Source organism: Chitinophaga sp. YR573, assembly GCF_900110995.1.
Taxonomy (GTDB): Bacteria; Bacteroidota; Bacteroidia; order Chitinophagales; family Chitinophagaceae; genus Chitinophaga.
Genome location: NZ_FOJF01000003.1, coordinates 815935 through 839120, shown reverse-complemented (window position 1 = coordinate 839120; position 23186 = coordinate 815935). Strand labels below are relative to the sequence as shown.

20 protein-coding genes are annotated in these 23186 nt (G+C 40.9%); 6 read left to right on the top strand and 14 right to left on the bottom strand.

Translation table 11 applies throughout. From position 1 onward, the window contains the following. Window positions 1–89: 89 nt before the first annotated feature. The 4 genes from BMW86_RS29900 to BMW86_RS29885 all read right to left on the bottom strand — a co-directional run bounded on the left by BMW86_RS29900 (window position 90) and on the right by BMW86_RS29885 (window position 3850). Window positions 90–911, bottom strand: a complete 822-nt coding sequence (locus BMW86_RS29900) for an AraC family transcriptional regulator (protein ID WP_089787235.1) — start codon at window positions 909–911, stop codon at window positions 90–92. Between the two features lie 68 nt (window positions 912–979). Next, on the bottom strand, window positions 980–2176 hold the full coding sequence (locus BMW86_RS29895) for a hypothetical protein (protein ID WP_255373043.1): 1197 nt from the start codon (window positions 2174–2176) through the stop codon (window positions 980–982). Between the two features lie 26 nt (window positions 2177–2202). Then, entirely contained in the window at window positions 2203–2646 is a 444-nt protein-coding gene (locus BMW86_RS29890) for a QcrA and Rieske domain-containing protein (protein ID WP_089787233.1), read from the bottom strand. Window positions 2647–2650: 4 nt separating this feature from the next. After that, window positions 2651–3850: a di-heme oxidoredictase family protein gene (locus tag BMW86_RS29885; RefSeq protein ID WP_089787231.1), complete on the bottom strand. Its 1200-nt coding sequence runs from the start codon at window positions 3848–3850 to the stop codon at window positions 2651–2653. 115 nt (window positions 3851–3965) lie between these two features. Between BMW86_RS29885 and BMW86_RS29880 the strand changes: the two genes are divergently transcribed. Beyond that, a complete protein-coding gene (locus tag BMW86_RS29880; RefSeq protein WP_089787229.1) occupies window positions 3966–4622 on the top strand; it encodes a metal-dependent transcriptional regulator in 657 nt (218 codons plus the stop codon). Window positions 4623–4625: 3 nt separating this feature from the next. Here the strand turns inward: BMW86_RS29880 and BMW86_RS29875 are convergent, their stop codons facing one another. From BMW86_RS29875 to BMW86_RS29845, 7 genes are all read right to left on the bottom strand, one after another. Then, window positions 4626–6521 carry a sigma 54-interacting response regulator gene (locus BMW86_RS29875; protein ID WP_089787227.1) on the bottom strand — a complete coding sequence of 632 codons (1896 nt, stop codon included), beginning with the start codon at window positions 6519–6521 and terminating at the stop codon, window positions 4626–4628. Between the two features lie 17 nt (window positions 6522–6538). Continuing rightward, window positions 6539–8791: a histidine kinase dimerization/phosphoacceptor domain -containing protein gene (locus BMW86_RS29870; RefSeq protein ID WP_177189438.1), complete on the bottom strand. Its 2253-nt coding sequence runs from the start codon at window positions 8789–8791 to the stop codon at window positions 6539–6541. Window positions 8792–9329: 538 nt separating this feature from the next. Continuing rightward, window positions 9330–10376 (bottom strand): alpha/beta fold hydrolase, encoded by a 1047-nt coding sequence (locus BMW86_RS29865; RefSeq protein WP_089787223.1) that lies wholly within the window; start codon window positions 10374–10376, stop codon window positions 9330–9332. A gap of 175 nt (window positions 10377–10551) precedes the next feature. Continuing rightward, a complete protein-coding gene (locus tag BMW86_RS29860; RefSeq protein ID WP_218149259.1) occupies window positions 10552–11016 on the bottom strand; it encodes a nuclear transport factor 2 family protein in 465 nt (154 codons plus the stop codon). Further along, window positions 11010–11900 (bottom strand): MBL fold metallo-hydrolase, encoded by an 891-nt coding sequence (locus tag BMW86_RS29855; protein WP_089787220.1) that lies wholly within the window; start codon window positions 11898–11900, stop codon window positions 11010–11012. The genes BMW86_RS29860 and BMW86_RS29855 overlap by 7 nt, the downstream gene beginning before the upstream one ends. An 83-nt stretch (window positions 11901–11983) precedes the next feature. Further along, window positions 11984–12565, bottom strand: a complete 582-nt coding sequence (locus BMW86_RS29850) for a Crp/Fnr family transcriptional regulator (protein ID WP_089787218.1) — start codon at window positions 12563–12565, stop codon at window positions 11984–11986. A gap of 57 nt (window positions 12566–12622) precedes the next feature. Further along, on the bottom strand, window positions 12623–12994 hold the full coding sequence (locus BMW86_RS29845) for a DoxX family protein (RefSeq protein ID WP_089787215.1): 372 nt from the start codon (window positions 12992–12994) through the stop codon (window positions 12623–12625). Window positions 12995–13109: 115 nt separating this feature from the next. Between BMW86_RS29845 and BMW86_RS29840 the strand changes: the two genes are divergently transcribed. The 3 genes from BMW86_RS29840 (at window position 13110) to BMW86_RS29830 (ending at window position 14451) form a co-directional block, all read left to right on the top strand. Then, window positions 13110–13478: a winged helix-turn-helix transcriptional regulator gene (locus tag BMW86_RS29840; protein ID WP_255373042.1), complete on the top strand. Its 369-nt coding sequence runs from the start codon at window positions 13110–13112 to the stop codon at window positions 13476–13478. Window positions 13479–13499: 21 nt separating this feature from the next. After that, window positions 13500–14060 (top strand): Crp/Fnr family transcriptional regulator, encoded by a 561-nt coding sequence (locus tag BMW86_RS29835; protein ID WP_089787212.1) that lies wholly within the window; start codon window positions 13500–13502, stop codon window positions 14058–14060. Window positions 14061–14130: 70 nt separating this feature from the next. Continuing rightward, on the top strand, window positions 14131–14451 hold the full coding sequence (locus BMW86_RS29830) for a DMT family transporter (protein ID WP_089787210.1): 321 nt from the start codon (window positions 14131–14133) through the stop codon (window positions 14449–14451). Between the two features lie 94 nt (window positions 14452–14545). On the opposite strand, the gene BMW86_RS29825 is transcribed toward BMW86_RS29830, so the two are convergent. Then, window positions 14546–16024: a hypothetical protein gene (locus tag BMW86_RS29825; protein WP_089787208.1), complete on the bottom strand. Its 1479-nt coding sequence runs from the start codon at window positions 16022–16024 to the stop codon at window positions 14546–14548. A gap of 146 nt (window positions 16025–16170) precedes the next feature. Here BMW86_RS29825 and BMW86_RS29820 point away from each other — a divergent pair, with 146 nt between their 5' ends. Continuing rightward, window positions 16171–17025 carry a helix-turn-helix domain-containing protein gene (locus BMW86_RS29820; RefSeq protein WP_089787205.1) on the top strand — a complete coding sequence of 285 codons (855 nt, stop codon included), beginning with the start codon at window positions 16171–16173 and terminating at the stop codon, window positions 17023–17025. A 78-nt stretch (window positions 17026–17103) separates the two neighbouring features. Then, a complete protein-coding gene (locus BMW86_RS29815) occupies window positions 17104–18081 on the top strand; it encodes an aldo/keto reductase (RefSeq protein WP_089788254.1) in 978 nt (325 codons plus the stop codon). A gap of 47 nt (window positions 18082–18128) precedes the next feature. On the opposite strand, the gene BMW86_RS29810 is transcribed toward BMW86_RS29815, so the two are convergent. Together BMW86_RS29810 and BMW86_RS29805 are read right to left on the bottom strand one after the other, a co-directional pair. Further along, on the bottom strand, window positions 18129–19916 hold the full coding sequence (locus tag BMW86_RS29810; protein WP_089787203.1) for a RagB/SusD family nutrient uptake outer membrane protein: 1788 nt from the start codon (window positions 19914–19916) through the stop codon (window positions 18129–18131). A gap of 3 nt (window positions 19917–19919) precedes the next feature. Beyond that, on the bottom strand, window positions 19920–23084 hold the full coding sequence (locus BMW86_RS29805) for a SusC/RagA family TonB-linked outer membrane protein (protein WP_089787201.1): 3165 nt from the start codon (window positions 23082–23084) through the stop codon (window positions 19920–19922). Between the last annotated feature and the right edge of the window lie 102 nt (window positions 23085–23186).

Here is a 23186-nt window from a genome sequence, read left to right as displayed (position 1 = left end):
TACGATATTAACAGGCACAGGTCTGCAGCACTAAAATTAGAGATCGCTATTGCTGCAATATGGTATTTTTGAAAATATCCTGGTATATTCTATTTGGTTTCCCGGAATGATTGGGGAGTATATCCGGAGAGCCTTTTGAAGTATTTTACAAAGTGGGAAGGATCATTAAAATTCAGAGAGAAAGATATTTCGGAGACTGTTTTATCTGTATATAACAGTAAGCGTTTGGCTTCATTAATAATAAAACCGGCAAGGACTTCCGCAGCGGGAAGATCAATCGCTTTACGGCAGGCTGTATTAAGATTCTGGGGAGTAGTATTTAAAATACCTGCATAATAAGATACTTTGTTTCTTATAGGATTATGCTGGTTGAGTAGTTTCAGAAAAAGCTGGTACAGGTCTGCTTTTTGAGAGATTTTATCGATTCCAGGGCCAGCTATTTGCTGCACTTTACTCAGCAAGGCTTTTAACAAACTTTCAATAACCGGAAAGGAACTTTCTGTTTCTGTTTTGTTCTCTTCTGCCAGCAATTCAAATAAACGATAGAGGGTGGCATTCTCTGTTATATAAAGACAATGTAAAGTACTTATGCTGTTGAGCAGTAGTTTTAACTGAAGGTCCAGGCTTTTTTCTATGAAGGATTTTTTAATAATAACGACATACCCGTCCGGCTCACTTTTCAAATCCCAGTTATGCACCTGATCCTGCGTAATGAAAAAAAGAACCGGGGGCTTTACATCATATTTTATACCGTCGATCCAGTGTTCCCCTGTACCTGTTGTGATAAAAACAAGCTCGAAGTATTGTTTATGCTTGTGAGGTTCTGTGGTACGGGTCTCTTTTCTGAAAGGTTCGGCCTTTATATGTTTTTCTGAGTTGATCTTGTTTTTTACCGGAATGTTTTTTTCCAACTGAAAGGTGTTATTAACAGCTAATATAGAGAAAAACAGGGATGTTTAAACAACATCCCTGCATCCCTTTAAAAATAAGTCGAAATTCCAAAACTCAAACCACTTGTAACAGAAGGTGGATTGCCTAAAAGATCTTTTTGTTTCTGATAGCGGTAATTCAGGCGGAGTACCGTTTCTGAAGTTGGCCGGAAACTGATAGCCGGCATAATACTCCATAAGTCTTCCGCAATATTTCCACCGGTCTCTTTGAACTTCCCTACATTCCAGTCTACATATTCCAAACGGCAGGCAATGTTTAAGGTAGCTTTCTTCCAGCCCAATATGTTTCGTTTCAGGATAGGCTGTACAATATCCATAAAGCCTCCCTGTTGCTTATTTCCATATTGCTGTGAATACGTTTCCGGCACATTTACCTTTATCCATGCCCATTCGGTGGTAATGAAAGTATTAAGTACCGGTAATGTTGTATTAAAATCAATTGCCCAGATATTTACACTCCTTTTTTCATCTAACCTTATACCATCATCCTGGTACTTGTTATACACCCCACCCATATAAGACAATCCGAGTTCTCCTATTTTATTATTACGAAGGGCCACTTTGCCCGTAAATAATGGTTCCCCGCTGGCACTTTCTTCAAAGCGTTCAGAATTATTCTTAGCTGCAGGCAGGAATGTTTTGTTCTCTTCGTTGTTGATGATGGAGTTATCAAATCCTCCGGATAAGTAGGCCTCATAGCCAAACATCCAGTCTTTATTATAATACTTGCCATATAAACCAAAACCGGCATTGCTCCAGGTAGCAGGCAACATTTGTGTCATAGCAATGGGACGGTCGGTAAATTCCCATTTAGGGCCGTCATGGTTCTGATTGAAGGCTCCAATGGGGTTCATGATCATGCCACCACGGAGATTCAATAAAGGATGTAATTCCACGTCCAGCGCCGCAAACTCAATAGCTATTTCCTTTGCGCCGTCTTCAAACTCTATTTCACTAAGGAATTTGATACGTTTGCTGATAGTAGAGGCTACGAATAAAGTCATTCGCCTGAATTGGAACTGATGCCCTTCACTGATGCCATCTGTTCCCAGGTGCTGCCAGTTAGCCTCCATGTAACCACCCACAGAAACGGGTAATTTGCCTACGCTGACAAACGGGCGATTATAGATCGCATCCATGTTCATGGCCTGCTTCACAGTATCTTTCGGTATGGTTTTTAGAAGACTTTCATCAATCTGTGCATGGGCAGTAATATATGTACACATGATGAAAGGGAGTATATATCTGATGCTCATTTCTTTAAAGAGATTTTTAGTTGATCCTTGTCAATGCTTACCGGAAACGATCTGAGAGGTATGGCAGCAGGGCCGTTCTGTATATTACCTTTGTTGCTGAATTCACTGCCATGCGCCGGGCATTGAAGTTTATCGCCAAAGACCTGCAATTCAGCTCCCTGATGGGTACAGCGCATCCATAAAGCAGTATATTCCGTTTCACTAAAGCGATAGATACAAATGGGGTGTTTCAACCGTTCATTTTGCACTACGATGTACTTTTTAAAATGTTTTTCTTTACCGGCCATCGTCTCGAAATCAGTCAACGATACAATTAAATCATCCCCGCTGATAGTACCGGATAATTCTTTGCTTGTGCCACAGCTTTGCAGCATTGCTACAGCACCTATGCTCCCCAGGCAGGCAAAACTACAATGTTGTATAAATTCTTTTCTGTTCATGGCTTTATAAGGATTTTAAAAATTTCAGCAACGCATCTTTGTCTGCCGGGGAAAGACTGCTGTAATTCCTTCTTGCTTCTGTGGCTTCGCCACCATGCATTTCTACTGCTTGTTCAATGCTTGTTGCACGACCATCATGCAGCAGGAAGTAACCACCTCCCTGTGACTTGGGAGAAAGCCCTAACCCCCATAACGGAGCAGTACGCCATTCATGTGTTTTGGCAGAGCCTTCGGTATAACCATCATCCAGTCCACTGCCCATGTCATGCAGCAACAGATCTGTATAGGGATGAAATTCTTTGTAGGAAAGGCTTTGTACCGGAGAATATCCTGTTTTCAATGTTTGCTTATGGCAGCTTTCACAGCCGATCTGTGTAAAGACAGTACCACCATTGATGCTTGCGGGGTCTTGCTGGTTACGCTGAATAGGTGCTTTTAAAGTTTGCAGGTAGAAGACTACATTATTAACTGTTTGCGTAGAGACCTCCGGATCTGTTTCCTGATGGTCGTAGACATCTGTAATTGCAAATACAGAAGTGATGCCGATATCCTGATTATAAGCATTTGCTGTTTGTTGCAGGAGATTGAAAATACTTCCCTTTCTACCAAACCGGCAGATGTATTTTCCGTTTTGAGTTACGGCATTAACTGAGGGGTTGATATAAGCCGGTATTGTATTCCAGTTAGGAACTCCGGAGATACCATCCCCGTTTACATCATCCGGATCTGCCATCGCCAGGATATCCTGGTCTGATACTAATTCCAGAAAACCTAACCCTGTGTTGCCAGGTGGTGTAAATTTAGAGAAGGTGGCTCCTGCCGGAATTGTTTCAGGTAAGTAACCGGGAATAGCCCGGTTCTGTAGTTGAGGGCCTCCTTTATCCAGGAAATGATTCCCGGTCTCATCTACCTGCCCAAAGCGGGTAAGCGTGGTAAAAGGGTGTCCCTTGCCATCGCCGGCATGGCAACTGCCACAACTGGTAGCCACGAAAATAGGTCCTACCCCCTTTTCAACCGTAAAGATCTCATTATTAAAGGCATTATCTCCTGCCAGAAACCGTCCGTTTTGTTCATAATTCAGGCCGTCCACGGGTCCGTCCAATAACTGATCATCAGCCAGAGCAGCTGGTTCCAGCTTTGAACAAGCCTGTATAAGGATTATTCCGGTTATTATAATTATAAAAGCAATGTAAAAGTTTTTCATTGGCCTAAACTGTTTATTAGTCAATACAAATATAAATTGTTAGATTAGACTAACAAAAGTATTTTATCAGCTTAAACCTGAGTTAGTCTTAACTAAGTATTATTAACTTTGGCCCATGAACTCGCAAACGGAGGAGAATTACCTGAAAGCAATATTCAATATTGCTAATGAAAAAGGGGAAACGAGCATAAATGAGCTAAGCAAGCAGCTGGATATCAAAATGCCTACTGTAAACAGTATGATGAAAAGACTGGCTGAAAAAGAGCTGGTCCATTATGAAAGTTACAAACCCATCCGGCTGACCGAAAAAGGGAAAAAGGAAGCTGCCCTGATCATCCGTAAACATAGGCTCACAGAAATGTACCTGGTGGAGAAAATGGGATTTGGATGGGAACAGGTACATGATATTGCCGAACAGGTAGAGCATATACAATCGCCTGATTTTTTTGAAAAGATGGATGAGATACTGGGATTTCCCAAAGTAGACCCACATGGATCACCTATACCCGACAGAAATGGAAATATCGTTTGGGTGGAATATAACAAACTAAGTGAATGCCAGAGTGGAGATACAGTAACGCTTGCTGCCGTTATCTATTCTTCCGATGAGTTCCTGAAATTCCTGAATAACCGGGGCCTTCAGCTGGGCGTTGTATTGAAGATCATTTCAATGGAACCTTTTGATGGTACAATGACTGTTAGCTATGGTAAGAGAAAATCTGAGATGTTAAGCCGGGTAGCATGTGACAGGTTACTGATAAAGAAAGTGTGATAATTATTCACTATCTCCTTTCCTGATACCCAGTTTTTTCATTTTGGAATTCAATGTAGATGGAGGGATACTCAATATTTTTGCGGCTCCACCACTACCCCAGATTTTGCCATTACATTTTTTAAGAATGGAGATGATATAATCCCGCTCATTTTCATGGATCGTTCTCGTATGAGAATCCGGGTTATTCTTTTTTTGAACTACCGGTAGTGAGATTTCTTCAATAACTGTTCCTTTTGCAAGCAATACGCTCCGTTCTATTATATTCTCAAGCTCACGGATGTTTCCAGGCCAGCTATATTCCGTCATTTGTCTTAATACTTTATCCGAAAACCCGGTGATTTTCTTTCCTGCCTTGCGATTATAGTAAGCGATAAAATGATTAGCCAGGGCAGGTATGTCTTCAACCCGTTCACGCAAAGACGGTAATTCAATTGGAAATACATTAAGGCGATAATAAAGATCAAGACGAAAACGGCCCTCCGCTACTTCTTTCTCGAGATTCCTGTTGGTAGCAGCGATGACACGAACATTGATTTTAACAGATGATTGGCCTCCAACCGGTTCTATTTCTTTTTCCTGTAATACACGTAAAAGTTTTACCTGCAGGTCAACTGGCATTTCACCAATCTCATCCAGGAAAATAGTTCCTTCATTCGCCTGCTCAAACTTTCCCTTTCTTTTATCTGTTGCGCCAGTGAATGCGCCTTTTTCATGACCAAATAATTCTGATTCGATCAGCGTGGCAGGCAATGTTGCACAATTTACTTTTACAAATGCTTTTCCTTTTCGTGACGAAAGGTTATGAATACTATCCGCAATCCTTTCTTTTCCAGTGCCGCTTTCCCCTAATATCAGCACCGCAGTATCAAAAGGAGCTACCTGTGTGATAAGGCCGAATACATTCAGCAGCAAATGGCTGTTACCTATGATCTTTTCAAACCCCGGGTTCGTTGAATCCGGAACAGTGCTGCTGATTTTTACATTCCTGATATTTTCAACATCAGGTATTCGCTTAAGATATCTTATGAGGATTGATTGTAAACGATGCATCAGGGTTATATGTTCTGTACTGTACGTATCCGGCCTGCGACTGTAAAAACATATATCATTTTCCGGTAGCAGGGGAAATGAAAGCATAGACTTCATATGAAATGTTTCTCTTGCAATTTTTTTCCATGAAGGACGCTGTGCTTGTTTCTCAAATTCTTCATCATTAAAAAAGGCTGCAACAGTTTCTTTACCATCTTCTGTATTAAGGATCTTCAGCAGGTTATTCTCTGTAGTATTGGTAATCGTTGAGAGTTCTGTTATTCCGATCGTTTGATATTCATTAAAACCGGTCCTTAAAAAACTATTGACAATTTTCCCTGGTCCATCAAAACCAATAGCCAGGTAGTCGAAAGGTATTTCTTGCTGGATTATTTTTATTATTGGCAACAGTTTTTCCTTCCATGCAACATTTTCATTGACCGTCTTCTCCAATTGCTGCACTAATTCAGCTTCTCTTCTATATTTTGATTCACGACTATGTTCGTGACGGTATTGTGCAATTTCCAATGTTATGAGCAGGTCTTTCTCGCGGAAAGGCTTTACGATAAAGCCATATGGCTCTGTAGTCTTCGCTGCAGATAATATCTCTTCATTTGAATTAGCGGACAAATAAACAAAAGCTATATTGCTTTCTTTCAACTCCCTGGCCAGATCAATACCGGTAAGTTTTCCTTTCAGAAAAATATCCAGCAATACAAGTGCAGGGCGTTCTTTCTTTATCATTTCCTGAGCAATGGCAACCGAACGTGCGATACCACAAACCTCATAACCTGCTTTTCCAAGCATAAGCTGAATGTCATTTGCTTCAACAAACTGATCCTCGACGATGAGTACTTTCTTATTCAATTTTAATTATTTGAAGGTTAATAGATCCGTACGCTAACACCCAATTCATGCATAAATGATATTTTTATCGTAGTGCCAATATTATTTTCTATGGAAAAAACGCCATCAAGGTCTTCACTTAATCCTGCCATCAGACTCATGCCTAATGAACCGGACTTTTTATTATTAAAATGCGCAGGCATTCCGATCCCGTTATCCGAAATACTGAGTAAATAACGATCGGGAGCCGTCTTTGAAAGCGTAATAGAGATTATTCCATTTCTGCCATCAGGGAATGCATATTTTATTGCATTAACAATTGCTTCATTTAATATCAGCCCCAGAGGAACGGCCTGACTAACATCCATTTCCAGTGGCTCAATAACAAACTCAAAGCGTATACGTTGTCCCGTATTAAAGCTGTCGCGTAAATAGGATACCAGTTCACGGATGTAAAACGACATATTAATAGCAGAAACGTTTTCTGAGTTATATAGCTTCTGATGAATAAGCGACATGGCATGTACACGATGCTGGCTGTCGTGAATGGCAGTAAGTGCTGCATCATTATCAATATATACCGACTGCGAGTTGAGTAGGCTCATGACTGTTTGCAGGTTGTTTTTAACACGGTGATGGATCTCCTTTACCAGCCAGTCCTTTTCATTTACCAAATGACGTAAGGTAAAGTTTTGTTCCTCAATTGCCTTTCGCTGAATCTCCAGCTTTTTATTTGTTCGTTGTTTAAGCCTCATATTGTACACGAGTAAACCCACGATTATCAGTAAAAGCACCACACCTCCCAATATCCAGTTACGGGTAAATTTCTCCTGCAGCAACATCGTGCCCTGCAATTTCTTTTCCTGTTCAAGTATTTTAATATCCCGGTCTTTCTTTTCCGCTCCGTAGCTTATCATCAGTTCATCGAATTTTTTCCGCTGTTCTATACTATTCACTGAATCGGCGTAGTGTTTATATTGGATATGATCACTCAGAGCGGATTTATAATTGCCCGCAAAAGAATCAATTTGAAACAGCATATAGTTTTTACTGGCAAGGGACCAGACTGACAGTGTACTACCTGACATGACTTTTTTAGCGAACAATCGGGCTGATTTTAAATTCGACTTTGATAAATAAAAATTGGCGATTTCCAGATAAGTCTCTCCAAATTCTCCAATGGGATCTATACCCGGATATTCATTGCTCAGTTTAAAAAATGACATATAATTTTCGTCCGCTAATCTGTAGTTGTTTAATCTTGCATAGCATGCCCCAATTATGGAAAATACCTGGGCTTTTTCCCAGGGAGTTATAGGGGGATATTTACTGATAACGTCCTTCATAAGGGATAAAGATTCTTCGGGGCGGCCTATATCTTCAGCAAGCAGCGAAGTCGCATACAACAAGCTTTTGAACCAGAATAAATGTGTATCCAGGCTCCTGTTCTCAAGACCTTTTTTAAACCAGGTTAATGCTTCAGCATTTTTTCCTAAAGCCCAGTACACCACTCCCAACCGCATATCAAATGTCCCTTCAAGTGCAGTGATACCAGACCATTTCATATTTTCACGGGCAGCATTTGCATGATTCAGGCCCTCTAAATATTTTGCCTGTGCCACACATACAAAAGACAGCTCATATTCTGCAAATAGAGAATGCTTATACCCTATTGATTTTTGTATTTCTAAAATCCGGAGAATATCATTTTTAAACAGACTTATATCAGATTTCAGGTGACAGTCTGCGATGTTCCACAACAATTCGATCTGCTTTTCCTTTAATCCTGATTGCTGATAAAGCACAAGTGAATTGTTCAGGAATGTCAGATCTGAAGAATTAATTCCTGTATGCAATTGCCCTAAACGATGCCAGGCATTTGCTTTAATTTCCTTTTGGCTGGATGAAACTATCTGAAGATAAATTTTTTTGCTTTCCGGCTCGTTACCACTTTGGCGGTAGTATTCACCAAGTAAATCAAGACATTCATATCGCCTGTTATTGTCATTTGCACTTAATGTTAAGGCCTCCTGTATATAATAATTCGCACTATCAAGGTCTGTTTTGTATGCCCCTGCTTTATGAAGATACCAGGTAGCCAGTTCAATTAACAATTGTAATCGCTCTTCGTTTTTCAGGCTCTTCAACGATCGGATTGCTTCATGGACCTTGCCGGCATTAATTAAATCAGTGTTATCATCATCTCCGGTGTAAGGGAGAAGAAAAGGTAAGCCCGTTATCCTGCAGGCTATCAGCATTACACTATCTCTGTCTAAATTATTTTGTGCCATAAGATTAATAAATCTGGCAGTACTAAAGACAAGTAACTTTTTTTGAGCAATATTGTAGCTGTTTACTGCCAGGGGGCTGGTAAGTGGTTGGCTATAAATGTTAGAACACACGCAAACAAAAAGTACTGTCGTTAAACATCTCAGCATGATATTCACATTACAATCTTATTTTATTTGAAACAAATGGCTCTAGGGGGCTATTCAAATTTACTCTTTTATTTCGTGGTAAGATTTAATACTGCAACGGTATTTCGTGCTAATAATTTAGATAGCAGTATCAATATACTGATTAACAATTATTTATGTAAATGGCACTTTTTATGATCTATCCCCATCTGAAATAATAACCAGGACAATGCCCTCAACAAAATCAGTCGTTTTTATCACCGGAACCTTTTTGGGTAATAATTGTTGGGATGAGTGGATGTCATATTTTAAGGAACACGTTTATGTCAACCAAAAGCAAAAAGAGCTATTGGTTGACATAAACGTGTTTAAGGTTAAAGACCCGAACATTGGATTGCTCTGCGTATCAGGTTTATTTAGAAAGAATATCTGCATCAACAACACTATCTGCAAATGCTTTGGGGGCTTCTTGTGGTAAATTGTGTCCAATCCCCTTATTAATAACCCTGTGTTCATATTTGCCAGAAAACTTTTTTGCATACACACTGCTGTCGGGATGTGGAGCACCGTTGGCATCACCTTCAAGTGTAATGGATGGGACACTGATAACAGGAGCTTCTGCAAGACGCTTTTCCAGGTCGTCGTACTGAGCTTCTCCCGCCGCTAAACCTAGCCGCCAGCGATAATTGTGAATGACGATTGCAACATGATCAGTGTTTTGGAAAGACGCGGCGCTGCGGTCAAATGTGGCATCATCAAAGTTCCACTTTGGTGAAGCAGTCTGCCAGATTAGTTTTGCAAAGTCATGCCTGTATTTTTCATAGCCTGCCTGGCCCCGTTCCGTAGCAAAATAATATTGATACCACCATTGCAGCTCGGCCCCCGGCGGTAACGGTACCTTACCGGCTTTCTGACTGCCAATCAGGTAACCACTCACAGAGACAAGGGCTTTACAGCGATCCGGCCAAAGTGCGGCGATAATGTTGGCCGTGCGTGCCCCCCAATCAAAACCGGCAAGCACTGCCTTCTCAATCTTCAGGGCATCCATGAAAGCGATGATGTCGAGAGCAATTGCGGACTGCTGACCATTTCGGAATGTCTTATCTGAAAGAAAACGCGTGGTGCCGAAGCCGCGTAAATAAGGGACTAGTACCCTGTAGCCTTTTCCCGCGAGTATCGGTGTTACATCTACAAAACTATGGATATCATAAGGCCATCCGTGTAAAAGAATTACAACCTGACCATTCGCAGGACCGGCTTCTGCGTACCCTATATTCAGAAGACCCGCATCTATTTGTTTTAATGAGTCGAATGAAGCGTTTTTCTCATGATCATCTGTAAAACTTTTATTGATGAAACTCATATTCCCCAATCCTATCATAGCTAATTCTGTGGCCCCAAGTATCTTGAATGCATCACTTAAAAAGTTTCGACGGCTAAATGTTGATTTATTTGACATACTTATGGAATTTTTTGTTTCCTCAAAAGTAATCTTCGCATAAAGTTACGTCAACCTGTAATCAGGCAAGTGGACAAAGTCGACCCCAGACCAGACGTTTTCAGCCTTAAAATCCTTTAATGTAAGAAATGCCTTTACCTCAGTACTGCATCAGGATATAATTATCAATAGAAGGTTATTTTATTGCATTGTTCACCGTTTGACTATCAACGAATTGCTCAAAACTTATAATTTTCCCATCTTTCAATTTCCAAACATGAGCCACTCTCGCCGTAAAATACCTGCCTGAAGCATTATAGGTACCCGTGTAAGTGCCATAAGCAACAACCTTATCTTCACCCGCAACATAGTCTTCCGGCGTAAATTTATAATCTGTCCATTCACTGCCTAATCGGCTAAAGACATTTTTCGTAATACTTTCCAGACCGATGTAAGTGCCTGCATACGGAAAACCTTTGGCTTCGGTCCAGGTGATATTTTCTGCTACATATTTAGCAAGGTTTCTGCCATTTTCTTCCGAAGTTTTCCCTTCGTAAGTGCTCCTTACGATCTCTAAATTGGTCATTTTTTCTTTATTTAAAGAACAACCTGACAAAGCTATAAGCATTGCCAGGTTGAAGATAATTGTTGATTTTACCATTTCATTTCACCTGTGTTTACTTTTGCACCTATTTGCAGAGCAGTTTCAAAAGTAAGGGTTGGATATTTTGCTTTCAATGTAGCGATCAGGGCTTCTGATGTTTTATTGGTTTTTAATGCCTGTTCGTAGAATTGGATATAACTTTTTGTATGCCTGACTGCTGTCAGGTCAAAAGCTGTTTCAGATTTACCATGAGCGGGAACTACAATCGCTGGTTGGAGTGATTCAATTTTGTTCAAAACCGCTATCCATTGTTCACGGGCTTCAGTTGTAGCAGCATCTGCCATCCAAAGGTGGAAACTAGTTCCAAAAACGTTTATTCCGCCTACGGCTGCTTTTATAGAAGGTATCCAAACAAACGTTTTAGCCGGAAATTCTTCCAGGCCAATTATTTCTAATTTCTGGCCTTCTAAGTCAATGCTGTTTCCTTTTAAAACCTGTGGTAAAATGACATTTGATGTGATATTTTTGCCAAGCCTTTCACCCCAAACCTCTAATTTTTTCTGAGCAGTAGCTTTGATATGGTCTACAGTTGCTGCTGAGGCATAAGCAGTTACTTCCGGAAAATACTTCTTGAATACCTCTAACCCGAAATAAAAATCGGGGTCACCATGAGAAATATAAATTGCAGTCAGCTTCTTACCCGTTTTTTTTATTTCTTGCGCAACTATTTCAGCATCCGCTAATGTAAATTGTGCATCAATTAATACCGCATCGGTTTTCCCTGATACAATGACCGATGCTACACCAAAACTATTTTCCGACGCGTTGTAAATTTGCAATTTTAATTTGTCTGTTTCAATAACCTTGAAACTTTGTGCCTGTACATTCATTTTGAATAAGATTAAAGTTGTTAATAATGCTGTTGAAAGGATATGTTTCATCCGTATTGTTTTAAATGATGGTGCAAAGATGCCATCATCCAAAGCATAAAAACATTGAACAAGTTCAATAAATGAAAGTCACATTATTTTTTCCCAGCTATCTTTTTTCTTATTTTACTCAGGAACTCGTGGCTGATACCTAAGTAAGCTGCTATTTGAAGATTAGAAAGTCGTTGATAAAGTTTAGGATATTTTTCTATAAAGTCAAGGTACCGCTGATCCGCTGTTTTACTCAAATTATCTATCATTCTTCTTTGGAGAGCAACATGTGTTTTTTGAGTCATTACCCTGAATAACTTCTCAATCTCAGGCAAATTTGTGTATGCAAACTCTTTATCATTTTTTGAGATTAAAAGCACCTCACTATCTTCAAGCGCTTCGATAAAAAGTTGAGAAGGTAAGCCATTAGTAAAGCTATCAATATCAGTGATCCACCAATTTTCTATGGCAAAATAAAGTATTTGTTCAGCTCCACTTTTGTCAATATGATATACACGAAAGAGTCCTTTGGTAACAAAGCCTTCAAACTTGCATACTTCACCCTCTTTTAATAAAAAACTCTTTTTCTTAATTAACCTTTGCTGAAATAAATTACAAAACACTTCTGTTTCTTTTTCAGAAAGAGAAATATGTTTGGCAATATTTTGTTTGAGAGGTTCTGTCATATTCCTGAACTGTCAAAATTGCCACTAATATACCTTGTTTCCGTTAATTCGTATGCATCAGATTGTTTGCTTTCGTTTCAAAGAAGTTAAGTAAGACACCACGGTCGCAATTATAATAATAAGAGTAACCCCATATTTCTCTATACCTTTACCGTTTGCAATTAATACATAAGTAGCCCCGGTGAAGTAAAAAATAAGGCCTGCATAAGCAGCTTCGTGAAACCTCTTTAAGAGTGGCAATACAATAGTAATTGCACCAAGTATTTTTATTACGCCCAGAAAGGGCATCAGATACTGAGGTAAACCAAGCTCTCTATTTACCTTTACCAGAGATTCTATCTGAAGTACATTCAGAATGCCGGAAAATCCTACAAATGCGACAAAGCCTGTCGATAACCAGTATGTTATTTTTATTCCTTTACTATTCATTTTGATTTATTTAAAATGTATTTTTTTAACCATGCAAACCTAGCTACATTTATAGTCCGTTTAATTAAACTATCCTGTTGGATAGTACTATCCAACAGGATAGTCAAAAGCTAACATGGAAACACAAATGGAACAAACACAACATCAAATAAAGGCTGATTGCATGAGCAATAATGCACTTGCCGTAAGAGATGCTTTAGAAATTCTAAGTGGCAAATGGAAATTACCCATTCTTATGGTGTTATCAACCGGTGGTAAGCGATTTTCAGAAATTGCAAACACTTTACCGGGGATAACTGACAGAGTACTATCTAAGGAATTAAAACAGTTGGAGGCAACCACACTTTTAGAAAAAAGGATTATTGAAGATCCTCAACAACGGGTAGAATATCTTATTACAGAGCAAGGTAACGGCCTGGACAAGGTTATAAAAGAATTGTCAACGTGGGGGCTAAAAATTAGAAAGAATGTTATGGGGAGTTAATAAAAGAAAAACGACATAAAGATGGAAGCACTTAAAACCCATATCAGAAACACAATTTCAATTCAGGAAGACGAATTGGCTGAAATAACGGATGCCTTTCAATCTCAAACAGTGAGCAGGGATTCCTTTGTACTAAAAGCAGGACAATTCTGTGATGCTTACTATTTCGTAGAAACCGGTGCATTCCGGATATTTACAAATCTTGATGAGAAAGATATTACCAGCTGGTTTGCCTTTGAAGGCTATTTCTTTACTGAGCCGGAAAGTTATGCTAAGCTTTGCAGATCCAGGTTTAACATACAGGCAATTGAAGAAAGTGTTATTTATTTAATCTCACGAAAGAAAATGGATGAGCTTCTCAGTAAAAGCCTGAATTGGAATGAATTTATTCGGAAAAGCTGGGAACAGGCATTTATTAAGTTGCAGGATGTTGTCTTATCATTCCAGGCGCAATCTGCAGGCGAACGTTATGAAAATCTGTTCAATTACCCGGATTTCCTGCAAAAAGCCCGTCAGCAGGATCTGGCATCCATGCTTGGGGTAACAAGATTTTCTCTTAGCAGGCTGCGGGGGAAAAAGTAGAAGTTGTCATTTAGCAATTTAGCAGCTTTATTTATTGCGGAGCTTTGTAGTATAAAATTTATGATTAACTATGAAATGGATCTATCTTTTAAGTTCCATACTACTGGAAGTTACCGCAACAACACTGTTGAAAGTTTCAGCAGGAAATACGAAATGGGGATTCACGATACTCTCCATGTTACTATATGTTGTTTGCTTCTGGCTGATGGGCTACGCCATGAAGCTGTTCAGTCTGAGTATCGTTTATCCCATCTGGGCTTCTTTAGGCATGGTGGCAACAGCTATAATAGGGTTTATCTTCTATAAAGAGCCCATTACCGGCTTGAAAATTGTTTCGATGCTGGTGATATTTATCGGGGTTATTGGTTTAAGCTGGCAGCCTGGTAAGTGAAAATCAAGACTATATTAAGAAAGTGTTCAATAATTTTCTAATTTGCGCTTGTTTGTATATGGTGTAAAACCATTTCCGGAAATGATTAAATGACTTACAGCGCATACTGCTGCTGAACAAAATCATCATAGGTGATAATGTCAAAAGGTCTCTCTCTTCCAGACAAACTATACCAGGCTTTAATATCTATTACATGTTGTGCTCCAAATGATGCCATGGCATAACCTTCTTTACTTGCATGCTCCAGAGCGCCCACCATAGCGGTATTTCTGTGATCCATTGCAACCTCTGTATCAGTAGATTGTTTTGTATCAGCGCCTCCCGGTTGTATCTTTGGCTCCCTGCGACCTACCATCTCCTGACCCGGATAGACATTTTTAAGATTGAGCTCGGAGCGTACCTTAAGAGCATTAAATACACGGTTATATGCCGACTCGTACTCCTCCTCCTTAAATTCTTTTTTTCGGATCTTGATGAAGTCTGCGATAGTCTCTTTATCCGGCTCTAAAGCCTCTGTTATTTCCTTTGAATCTAAAAATTTATCTGTCGCAGTATCGTGATTATAATTATTCGCGACTGAAATATTTTTTCGTACATTTCCTTTAGTGGTACCATCACTTCCTTTTACTATATAATAAGGCCGACCATCAATATTTCGATAGATAGGTCCGTTGCTTCCTGCCCTATCATCCCAATCCTTTACATTCGGGAAGGAAACCATCTTCCCGGGTGGGGGCACCTTACGTTCAGGAGATGTTATTTCATGTCCGTTAACAGGGGCATCCAACCTTATTAGACTTTTTTCCCCTTTTAAAGGTTCATATTTGCTGGCAAATGCATAAAGCGCTTTGGCTAAACCCAATTCTGCCAAATGGGTATTGGGTTTGTCAGCTGCTGTTGGCAGATCCAGATTCGGCTTCCCTGTCTGAACAAGTGGTGAGTTGGCAAAACTTGCACCTCCACCCTCTGCAAGCACCTTTGCACTCTGTTGATTAGATTCTTCAACGATTAGCCGCAAGGGGGAAATATGGTGTAATTCACCCAGTAAAAAGAATTTAGCGCGCAGGGAAACGTATGCTGAAGGCAGCGGCAAACGATACCATAGTGCAAGTGTAGGAATAAGCCCACATTGTACAGGCTCTCCCTTGGCATGCGCTATAAACTCATCCTGTGACTTGTAATTTCGTTTGTATTCGTCAGTCAGCCATTCACTCTTTTTTACCAACAGCTCAGTCAAATTAACATCATCATTCTTAAACTCAGATCCGTTTATCAGCACCTTGCGCTGAACGATTTTATCATTATCCTGTTTCTTCTGTATGGCTGGTTTTACTCTTTTTTGCTTCTTTTTCTGTGTTAACTGAAAAGGGAGTATTTCAGATTTAGCCTGAGTGGGTGAATCAGAGGGTACAAATGGCGTTATTGCAGACCGGGCTGCTGCAGGTGTAGCCTCTGTATTTTTAAGTTGTAAAGACTGTGGAACAAATGGCTGCGAAATTGCTGTAGGTCCGGGACTTTGAGCAACTGCATGAGACTGTATTTTCTTCGAGGTAGTTTTTTTGTCTTGTAACATTGTTCCAGGGATATAAAACCTGCGAAAGATAATAAATTAAACTTATGTTTTCTGAAAATAGGGATGTCGGATTATTAAATATGACGTAATGATCAAATGGCTGAGGGATTACCTTAAGTAATCTTTGTTTTTCTTACTTTTGTACAATGCAGTCAGATTTTAATACGGAATTGAAACTAAAGGGCTTTAAAGCATATGAGGTTGACAGTAATGCTACCGGTCATAACTATAGCCGTAAAGACTTTTATAAGATCAGTTTAACTTCCGGGAAGTATAATTTTAATTATGCAGACAGGAGTTTTGAAACAGATGGTCCGCTCCTGTTCTTTGGTAATCCCCGTATTCCATACGCCTGTGAGGTTATCAGACCCACTATTGATGGATTTGCCTGCCTCTTTACAGAAGACTTTTTAAAGCTGAATGATCGTACTGCAAGCCTTCTGGAGTCGCCTTTATTTAAAATTGGCGGTACGCCCATTTTCACCTTAAATGATCATCAAAATGAGTCTATAAAAGCTATTTTTCAAAAGATGATTGCAGAGCAGGATAGTGAATATGCTTTTAAAGATGAGTTGATTCGCAATTACATACAACTGGTTATTCATGAGGCGTTAAAAATACAACCCTCAGAAAACTGGTCCAAACAGAAAAATGCGGCGGCCAGGATTACTGCTGTATTTTTTGAACTGCTGGAACGGCAGTTCCCTATTGAAAGTGCCGACCAGCCGCTGGAATTAAGAGCAGCACAGGACTTTGCAAGGAATTTATCCGTGCATATCAACTATTTGAATAGTGCGGTAAAGGAAACTACCGGGAAATCAACTACTACCCATATTGGCGATAGAATTATAAGCGAAGCGAAAGCACTCCTGCAACATACAGACTGGAATATTGCGGAGATCGCTTACGCACTTGGATTTGAATACCCTACCTACTTTAATAACTTCTTCAAAAAGAAAACCGGTCATGTCCCTAAATCGGTAAGGGCAGCCCATCTTTGATAATCATACTTTTTCCTTTGTTTTTCTTTATTTCCGGTTTGCGCTTATTGTGACCTTTGTGTCACTTAAATGCATATTATGAAACACATTTCGATTGGGGGGCTTGATGTCTCCCGTATAGGGCTCGGCGCTATGTCAATGTCCGGTTATTACAATATCGGTGCAGGCAGCGATGCTGAATCTATCCGTACGATCCATAGAGCCCTGGAGCTGGGCGTAACCCATATTGATACCGCTGAAATTTATGGCCCCTTTGGCAATGAAGAACTCGTAGGCAGAGCTATAAAGGGTCGTAGAGATCAGGTGGTACTTGCCACAAAGTTCGGTCTTGTTTCACATGCCGGAGCTGGCCCGGGTGTTATTGATAGCAGTCCGGCGAATGTACGTGTCGCAGTAGAGGGTTCTCTGAAGCGTTTAGGGACTGAGTATATTGATCTGTTTTATCAGCACCGGGTAGATCCGAAGACTCCTATAGAAGATACAGTTGGCGCATTGGCAGAATTGGTTGCCGAAGGCAAGATTCGCTACATTGGATTATCTGAGGCTGGTCCGGACACAATTCGCCGTGCACACGCTATACATCCTGTAACAGCATTACAGACCGAGTATTCCCTTTGGAGCCGTGATCCTGAGGTCAAACTGTTACCGTTGTTACGTGAGCTGGGCATTGGCTTCGTGCCTTACTCACCCCTTGGCCACGGTTTCCTTACCGGCGAAATCAAATCTCCTGAACAGCTTTCTGATGACGACTGGCGCAAGACTAACCCTCGCTTCAGTGGTGAAAACTTCCTTCGCAATCTACGGATTGTTGATGAAGTGAAAGCCGTAGCGGCTGAGGTAAACGCAACTCCGGCACAGGTGGCACTGGCATGGCTACTCGCCCAGGGAGATGATATCGCCCCTATTCCAGGCACTAAGCGCGTTGCCCGTGTAGAGGAGAACTCTGCCGCTGATCAGCTGGAGCTGAGCGTAAAACAGATCGAAAGGCTGAACAACCTTACGCCGGCCGCTGGTGAGCGGCATGATGAAGGGAATATGTCTGTCATAGATCGTTAAACAAAACCTATCGGCCGGCGTATACGTCAACGCCGGCCGATATTTTATTAGTACCCGGGATTCTGTGTAAGCCTGCCCTGATAAGCATCTAATGTAGCCTGATCATAAGGGAACAATTCGCTTTTACCAGGAACGAAGAACCTTGCAAGCCCCTGCCATAAAGCCAGATTATCTATTGAATTGGTGGCTGTAAGATGCTGCGCCCAATCCACTCTTTTCCATTCTGAAGAAGTTGGTACCTGTGTGGGACGATACCAGGGAACTGCTGTTGTAGCAGTATTGTTTGCAACATAATATTGGATCTCTTCTCCATTATTCTTCCAGTAAATGTATTGAGGAACATAATCGTAAGGAGCTACACGATCACGGATCTGTTGGATCTTCGTTCTCGTTTCTGCTATTTTTGCTGATAATAAGTTCCAGCGTGATAAGTCATATTTGCGGATGCCTTCATGGCCAAACTCTAAATAACGCTCATTTACGATGGCATTAAAAAAGCCTTCTTTGGTAGATGGAGTAATACCTATGTCTGCGTTCTTATAAGCTCTTTTACGCACTTCTTCAAAGGCCGCTATGGCAGCAGCAGTAGGTGCTCCATTTATTTCATTCTCAGCCTCTGCAAACATTAAAAGAACATCAGAGAAGCGGATCAATACCCAGTTATAACCAACATTTAAGACACTTCCAGGAAGAAGAGGTACCCGCCAGTCGCGGCGATATTTACCTGTATTTAATTCCCCTAAACGTCGCTGGGATTTAATATTTGAAGAAGATGTAACCTGATAAGAAGTAACGGTAACATCACGACGGGTATCTACGGAGTCGAAAGCATAAAAATAATTGGGTAACATGATGACTCCTCCTCCACCGGCGCCATACCGGGAGGCAGCGTTTAAATTCGGTCCGTCATAGTTGCCCATACGGCTGTCGCTGTTGGAGTTACCACCACCTGCACCTACTTCAAATAATATCTCACCCTGCGGATCATAAGTAAAAGAGGTTACGTTTCGCCAGATATTCTCAAAACTTGCGTTCAGGGTATGCTCACTTCTTTTTAACATCAATTCGGCACATTCATCCCTTGCAATGGTGTAATACTTTATGTAATCACTTCCCCTTTGCACCTGACCACTCTTACGTAATGAATACCCTCCCCGGTATAAAGCAATTCTTGCCCTCAATGCCATCGCTGCGCCCTTGGTAATACGTTCATTGCGGACTACTTCTGTACGCCAGGGTAATAACTCTTTGGCTGTGGCCAGGTCGGCCAGAAGTTTATCATAAGTAGAATCCCTGTCTGTTTGTGCTATGAATAAATTGGATTGTTTATAAGAGGGGATCATGGGTGCAGGTACATCTCCCCAGTTACGGATCAATTCAAGATAAAACTGGGCTCTTAGCGTTAATGCTTCTCCATACAAACGGTGTAATTGAGCCTTTTGGTCATCTGTCCCATTGGTATATAAGGGCATTAATGGAATTTGTTCAATACAGAGATTCGCCTTTTCTATTCCCCTGTATAACTGCCGGAACGGGTTGGAGACTTCTGCATTGGTGAGGAGTAACTGGTAGCGTCCCACTCCCCTGCGGCCATTATCGATATTACCGCTTACAATCCCCTCATCCGAGTCGTATGGATAATACAGGCTAATTCTTATGCCATAGCCGTTATCGCCCTGTAATTCGTCATATACGCCGATTAAAGCGGATGTTGCATTCGGTACATCAGAGAAGACCTCATCAATACTGTAATCAGATCCAGGAGATACTGCAGTCCACTTTTTACAGCCCTGCATGAATAATAAAGCTATAGTGATTATCAGAAGATTTTTCATTGTTTATAAGTTAAGGTTAATACCAAACACCCATGTTCTTGCACGGGGATAAGCAGCAAAGTCGACACCTGGCGTTAATGGATCTGAACGACGGGCAGTGACATCAGGATCAAAACCTGAATATCCAGTGATGACAGCCAGGTTATTTACGGTGGCATATACCCTCAGACTGGCAATCTTCGCTATCTTTTTAGGTAATGTATAACCCAGGGTAACGTTATTGATCCTAAGGTAGGAACCGTCCTCAATAGCCCATGAATGTAACCACCAGCGCTGTACTCTTACAGGAGACCATATCTGTGCATTCGCATTTAACGCCGATAATTCTTTAGGATCCGTCACTATCTGCCCTTGTGCGTTGATGTTTGTCCAGCGGTCTTTCATCGTGTTTAGCATGTTCAGATTGGGGAAAGAGCCATCTGTCCATTCTAATTTATTGGCATTATAAACATCGTTGCCTACTACAAAATTGATGAAGATGCTGGCATCAAAATTCTTATAGGTAAACTGGTTATTCCATCCTCCTGTGAATTTTGGATTCGCATTACCGATCACTGTTCTGTCTTTATCCGCAGTAATTACGGTATCTCCATTTAAATCTTTCCATTTTAACATGCCCGGTTGAGGTGTTCCATAAACACTGTTGACGGCAATACCTGGTTTAATGGTATAAGTACCGGTAGCGGCATTATAATTGAAATCATCAATCTTATAAAAACCATCTGTGACGAAACCATACATTAAACCTGCAGGCTGACCTACTTTCACTAAATAATCATCTACACCGTCCGTTCCCTGCCAACCGGAATTACGGGTCATCTGAGAGGGTCCTCCTAAATTCTCTACCCGGTTGCGGTTAAAGGAAATATTGAAATTGGAATTCCAGGAGAATTTAGGTTTCTGTATAGGAGTGGCATTTATCTGGAACTCCAGTCCACGGTTTGAAGTGGCACCAATATTTTTTATTTGCGTAGTATATCCGGAAGTTGGAGGAATCTGAACGGCCAGCAAAAGATCTTTCGCTGTATTTCTATAGGCGTCGATTGTCAGTTGTAATCTGTTATCGAAGAAAGACAGGTCCAGCCCCAGATTTCTTGTTATATTTTTCTCCCAGCGTAATTCCGGATTAGCCAGTGCTGTAGGAGCAAAACCGGGAAGTATAGCATGATTAAATGCGTATTGTCCGGTTACACCATATAACTGCCGGTATAACATATCTCCGATACGGTTATTCCCTACTGCACCATAACCGAATCTCAGTTTAGCATCTGAGATCCATTTAATGTTATGCATAAATTCTTCCTGTGAGAAGCGCCATGCCACAGAGCCGGAAGGAAAAACAAGGGTACCGTTTTCAGCAGCAAATTTAGAAGTACGATCTGCACGGATGTTAAAAGAAAGCAGATACTTATCGGCATAATTATAACTAACACGGCCAAATAAGGAGAAAATACGACTGGGTGCATTCTGCGTTGATGAAGGCAAAGGTTGTGAAGACCCTGTTGGCGCAGCGCCGAGTCCCATGTTTGCTAATGCTTTATCAGCGGTTATATCAGCAGGAAAATATCTCGTTTCTACGTAATTAGTGGCAGATTTAAACTCTACTGTTTCTTCTCCTGCCAATACAGAAACATTATGCTGCCCTTTCTTCAGCGCATATTGTAATGTATTCGAATTATTGAAAGTACTGTTTCTCTGATCACCAATGGAGGCGATTGGCAAAGAAGCATACTGACGGGCAGTATTCGTTATTTTGCCATAAAAGAGCGATTGCCTGATAGTGGTATTATCGTATCCGAATGTAGATCTGAAAGTAAGGTTTTTAATCAGGTTGATATTAATGTAACCTGTCAGGTAAGTAGCTTTTGTTTTTTGATTCCTGTATTCTGCCTGTGTAAGCAGGATGGGATTTGTAGCTCCACCGGAAGCCAGGTAATAATCTTCATCAAAATCATCTATGCTTTGTCCCGGCAGGTCAAACGGACGGTAATTAATGCTATGCCGTAAGCGGTTTGTAGTACGTGTACCGCTGTTAGTAGTACCCATGCCAGTGATGGCCTGGTCTAAATAACGCATATTAATACCGGTTTTCACTTTATCAGAGACTTTATGATCTAATTTGAAATTGGCAATTTTGCGATCGAATCCTGATTCCAGTAATATGCCGTCTTCTTTATTTGCGGTAAGACTTAGATTGAAGTTTGTAGCGGCATTACCACCATTCATTGACACGTTATGATTCTGGAATTTTGCTTTTCTTCCAAATACTTCTTTCTGCCAGTTTATGGGCGTTACATTTTTATAGTTGGAAAGGGTATCCCAGGTAGTACCGTATGTCTGGGCGAAGTCTGCGCTATCGGCACTACTACCCCGACTTCTTTCATATTGCCACATGACGAAGTCATAAGGGCTCAATACAGGCATTGTTTTAGAGAGTTCTCCCCAGCCCATAGAGCCGGTATAACTTACCTGCGTTTTTCCTGAGCGTCCGCTTTTTGTTGTTATAATAACAACTCCGTTAGCACCCCTTGCTCCGTAGATGGAGGTGGTAGAGGCATCCTTTAGTACGTCTACAGAAGCAATGTCCTGCGGAGCAATTACTGATAAGGCATTTTCTACCTGTACACCATCTACGATGTATAAAGGCGAATTATCCTGCGTGATAGAACCGCCTCCGCGTACGCGGATAACTACGTCCGCCCCCGGAGCGCCTTCTGATGATACGACCTGTACACCTGCCAGCCTGCCCTGTAATATCTCTGCTGCAGAAGACAACGGTACATCTTTGAACTGACGGGCGTTGACAGATGAAACGGAACCTGTAACATCCTTTCGCTGTACAGTTGAATAACCAATGACCACTACCTGGTCCAGGTTACTTTGTTCCCTTACCAGTTGTATCTGCAATGGTTTTTCTCCATTCGCTGTAATGGTTTGTGAACGATAACCGATGTAGGAGAAGACGAGTTTGACGGGGTGCGTTACTTTTATTGAGAAATTACCATTTGCATCAGTACTTACACCTTGTTTTGTTTCTGTTACAAGGACGGAAACTCCTGGTAATGGTATACTGTCAGCAGTGACGCGACCAGTGATAGTAAGCGTTTGAGCGCCTGCTGTTAAAAAGCATAACGCTGAAAACAGAAAAATGACTATTTTCTTTTTCATATGAGTGGAATAAAAGGCAACAGTTCTTAAACGGGAATGGGATTTATATAACAATGCTAGGTTTATTTTTTTTATAAACCGTTACTGGGGTTAACTTTTTTT

What these genes read in the sequence shown, in the direction of transcription:
- BMW86_RS29860 (WP_218149259.1), bottom strand. Translation starts at nt 11,016, where the DNA reads ATGGTAAAATCAACAATTATCTTCAACCTGGCAATGCTTATAGCTTTG.
- BMW86_RS29810 (WP_089787203.1), bottom strand. Translation starts at nt 19,916, where the DNA reads ATGAAAAATCTTCTGATAATCACTATAGCTTTATTATTCATGCAGGGC.
- BMW86_RS29870 (WP_177189438.1), bottom strand. Translation starts at nt 8,791, where the DNA reads ATGGCACAAAATAATTTAGACAGAGATAGTGTAATGCTGATAGCCTGC.
- BMW86_RS29830 (WP_089787210.1), top strand. Translation starts at nt 14,131, where the DNA reads ATGAAATGGATCTATCTTTTAAGTTCCATACTACTGGAAGTTACCGCA.
- BMW86_RS29840 (WP_255373042.1), top strand. Translation starts at nt 13,110, where the DNA reads ATGGAAACACAAATGGAACAAACACAACATCAAATAAAGGCTGATTGC.
- BMW86_RS29825 (WP_089787208.1), bottom strand. Translation starts at nt 16,024, where the DNA reads ATGTTACAAGACAAAAAAACTACCTCGAAGAAAATACAGTCTCATGCA.
- BMW86_RS29815 (WP_089788254.1), top strand. Translation starts at nt 17,104, where the DNA reads ATGAAACACATTTCGATTGGGGGGCTTGATGTCTCCCGTATAGGGCTC.
- BMW86_RS29835 (WP_089787212.1), top strand. Translation starts at nt 13,500, where the DNA reads ATGGAAGCACTTAAAACCCATATCAGAAACACAATTTCAATTCAGGAA.
- BMW86_RS29850 (WP_089787218.1), bottom strand. Translation starts at nt 12,565, where the DNA reads ATGACAGAACCTCTCAAACAAAATATTGCCAAACATATTTCTCTTTCT.
- BMW86_RS29855 (WP_089787220.1), bottom strand. Translation starts at nt 11,900, where the DNA reads ATGAAACATATCCTTTCAACAGCATTATTAACAACTTTAATCTTATTC.
- BMW86_RS29890 (WP_089787233.1), bottom strand. Translation starts at nt 2,646, where the DNA reads ATGAACAGAAAAGAATTTATACAACATTGTAGTTTTGCCTGCCTGGGG.
- BMW86_RS29845 (WP_089787215.1), bottom strand. Translation starts at nt 12,994, where the DNA reads ATGAATAGTAAAGGAATAAAAATAACATACTGGTTATCGACAGGCTTT.
- BMW86_RS29880 (WP_089787229.1), top strand. Translation starts at nt 3,966, where the DNA reads ATGAACTCGCAAACGGAGGAGAATTACCTGAAAGCAATATTCAATATT.
- BMW86_RS29820 (WP_089787205.1), top strand. Translation starts at nt 16,171, where the DNA reads ATGCAGTCAGATTTTAATACGGAATTGAAACTAAAGGGCTTTAAAGCA.
- BMW86_RS29805 (WP_089787201.1), bottom strand. Translation starts at nt 23,084, where the DNA reads ATGAAAAAGAAAATAGTCATTTTTCTGTTTTCAGCGTTATGCTTTTTA.
- BMW86_RS29895 (WP_255373043.1), bottom strand. Translation starts at nt 2,176, where the DNA reads ATGTGTACATATATTACTGCCCATGCACAGATTGATGAAAGTCTTCTA.
- BMW86_RS29885 (WP_089787231.1), bottom strand. Translation starts at nt 3,850, where the DNA reads ATGAAAAACTTTTACATTGCTTTTATAATTATAATAACCGGAATAATC.
- BMW86_RS29865 (WP_089787223.1), bottom strand. Translation starts at nt 10,376, where the DNA reads ATGTCAAATAAATCAACATTTAGCCGTCGAAACTTTTTAAGTGATGCA.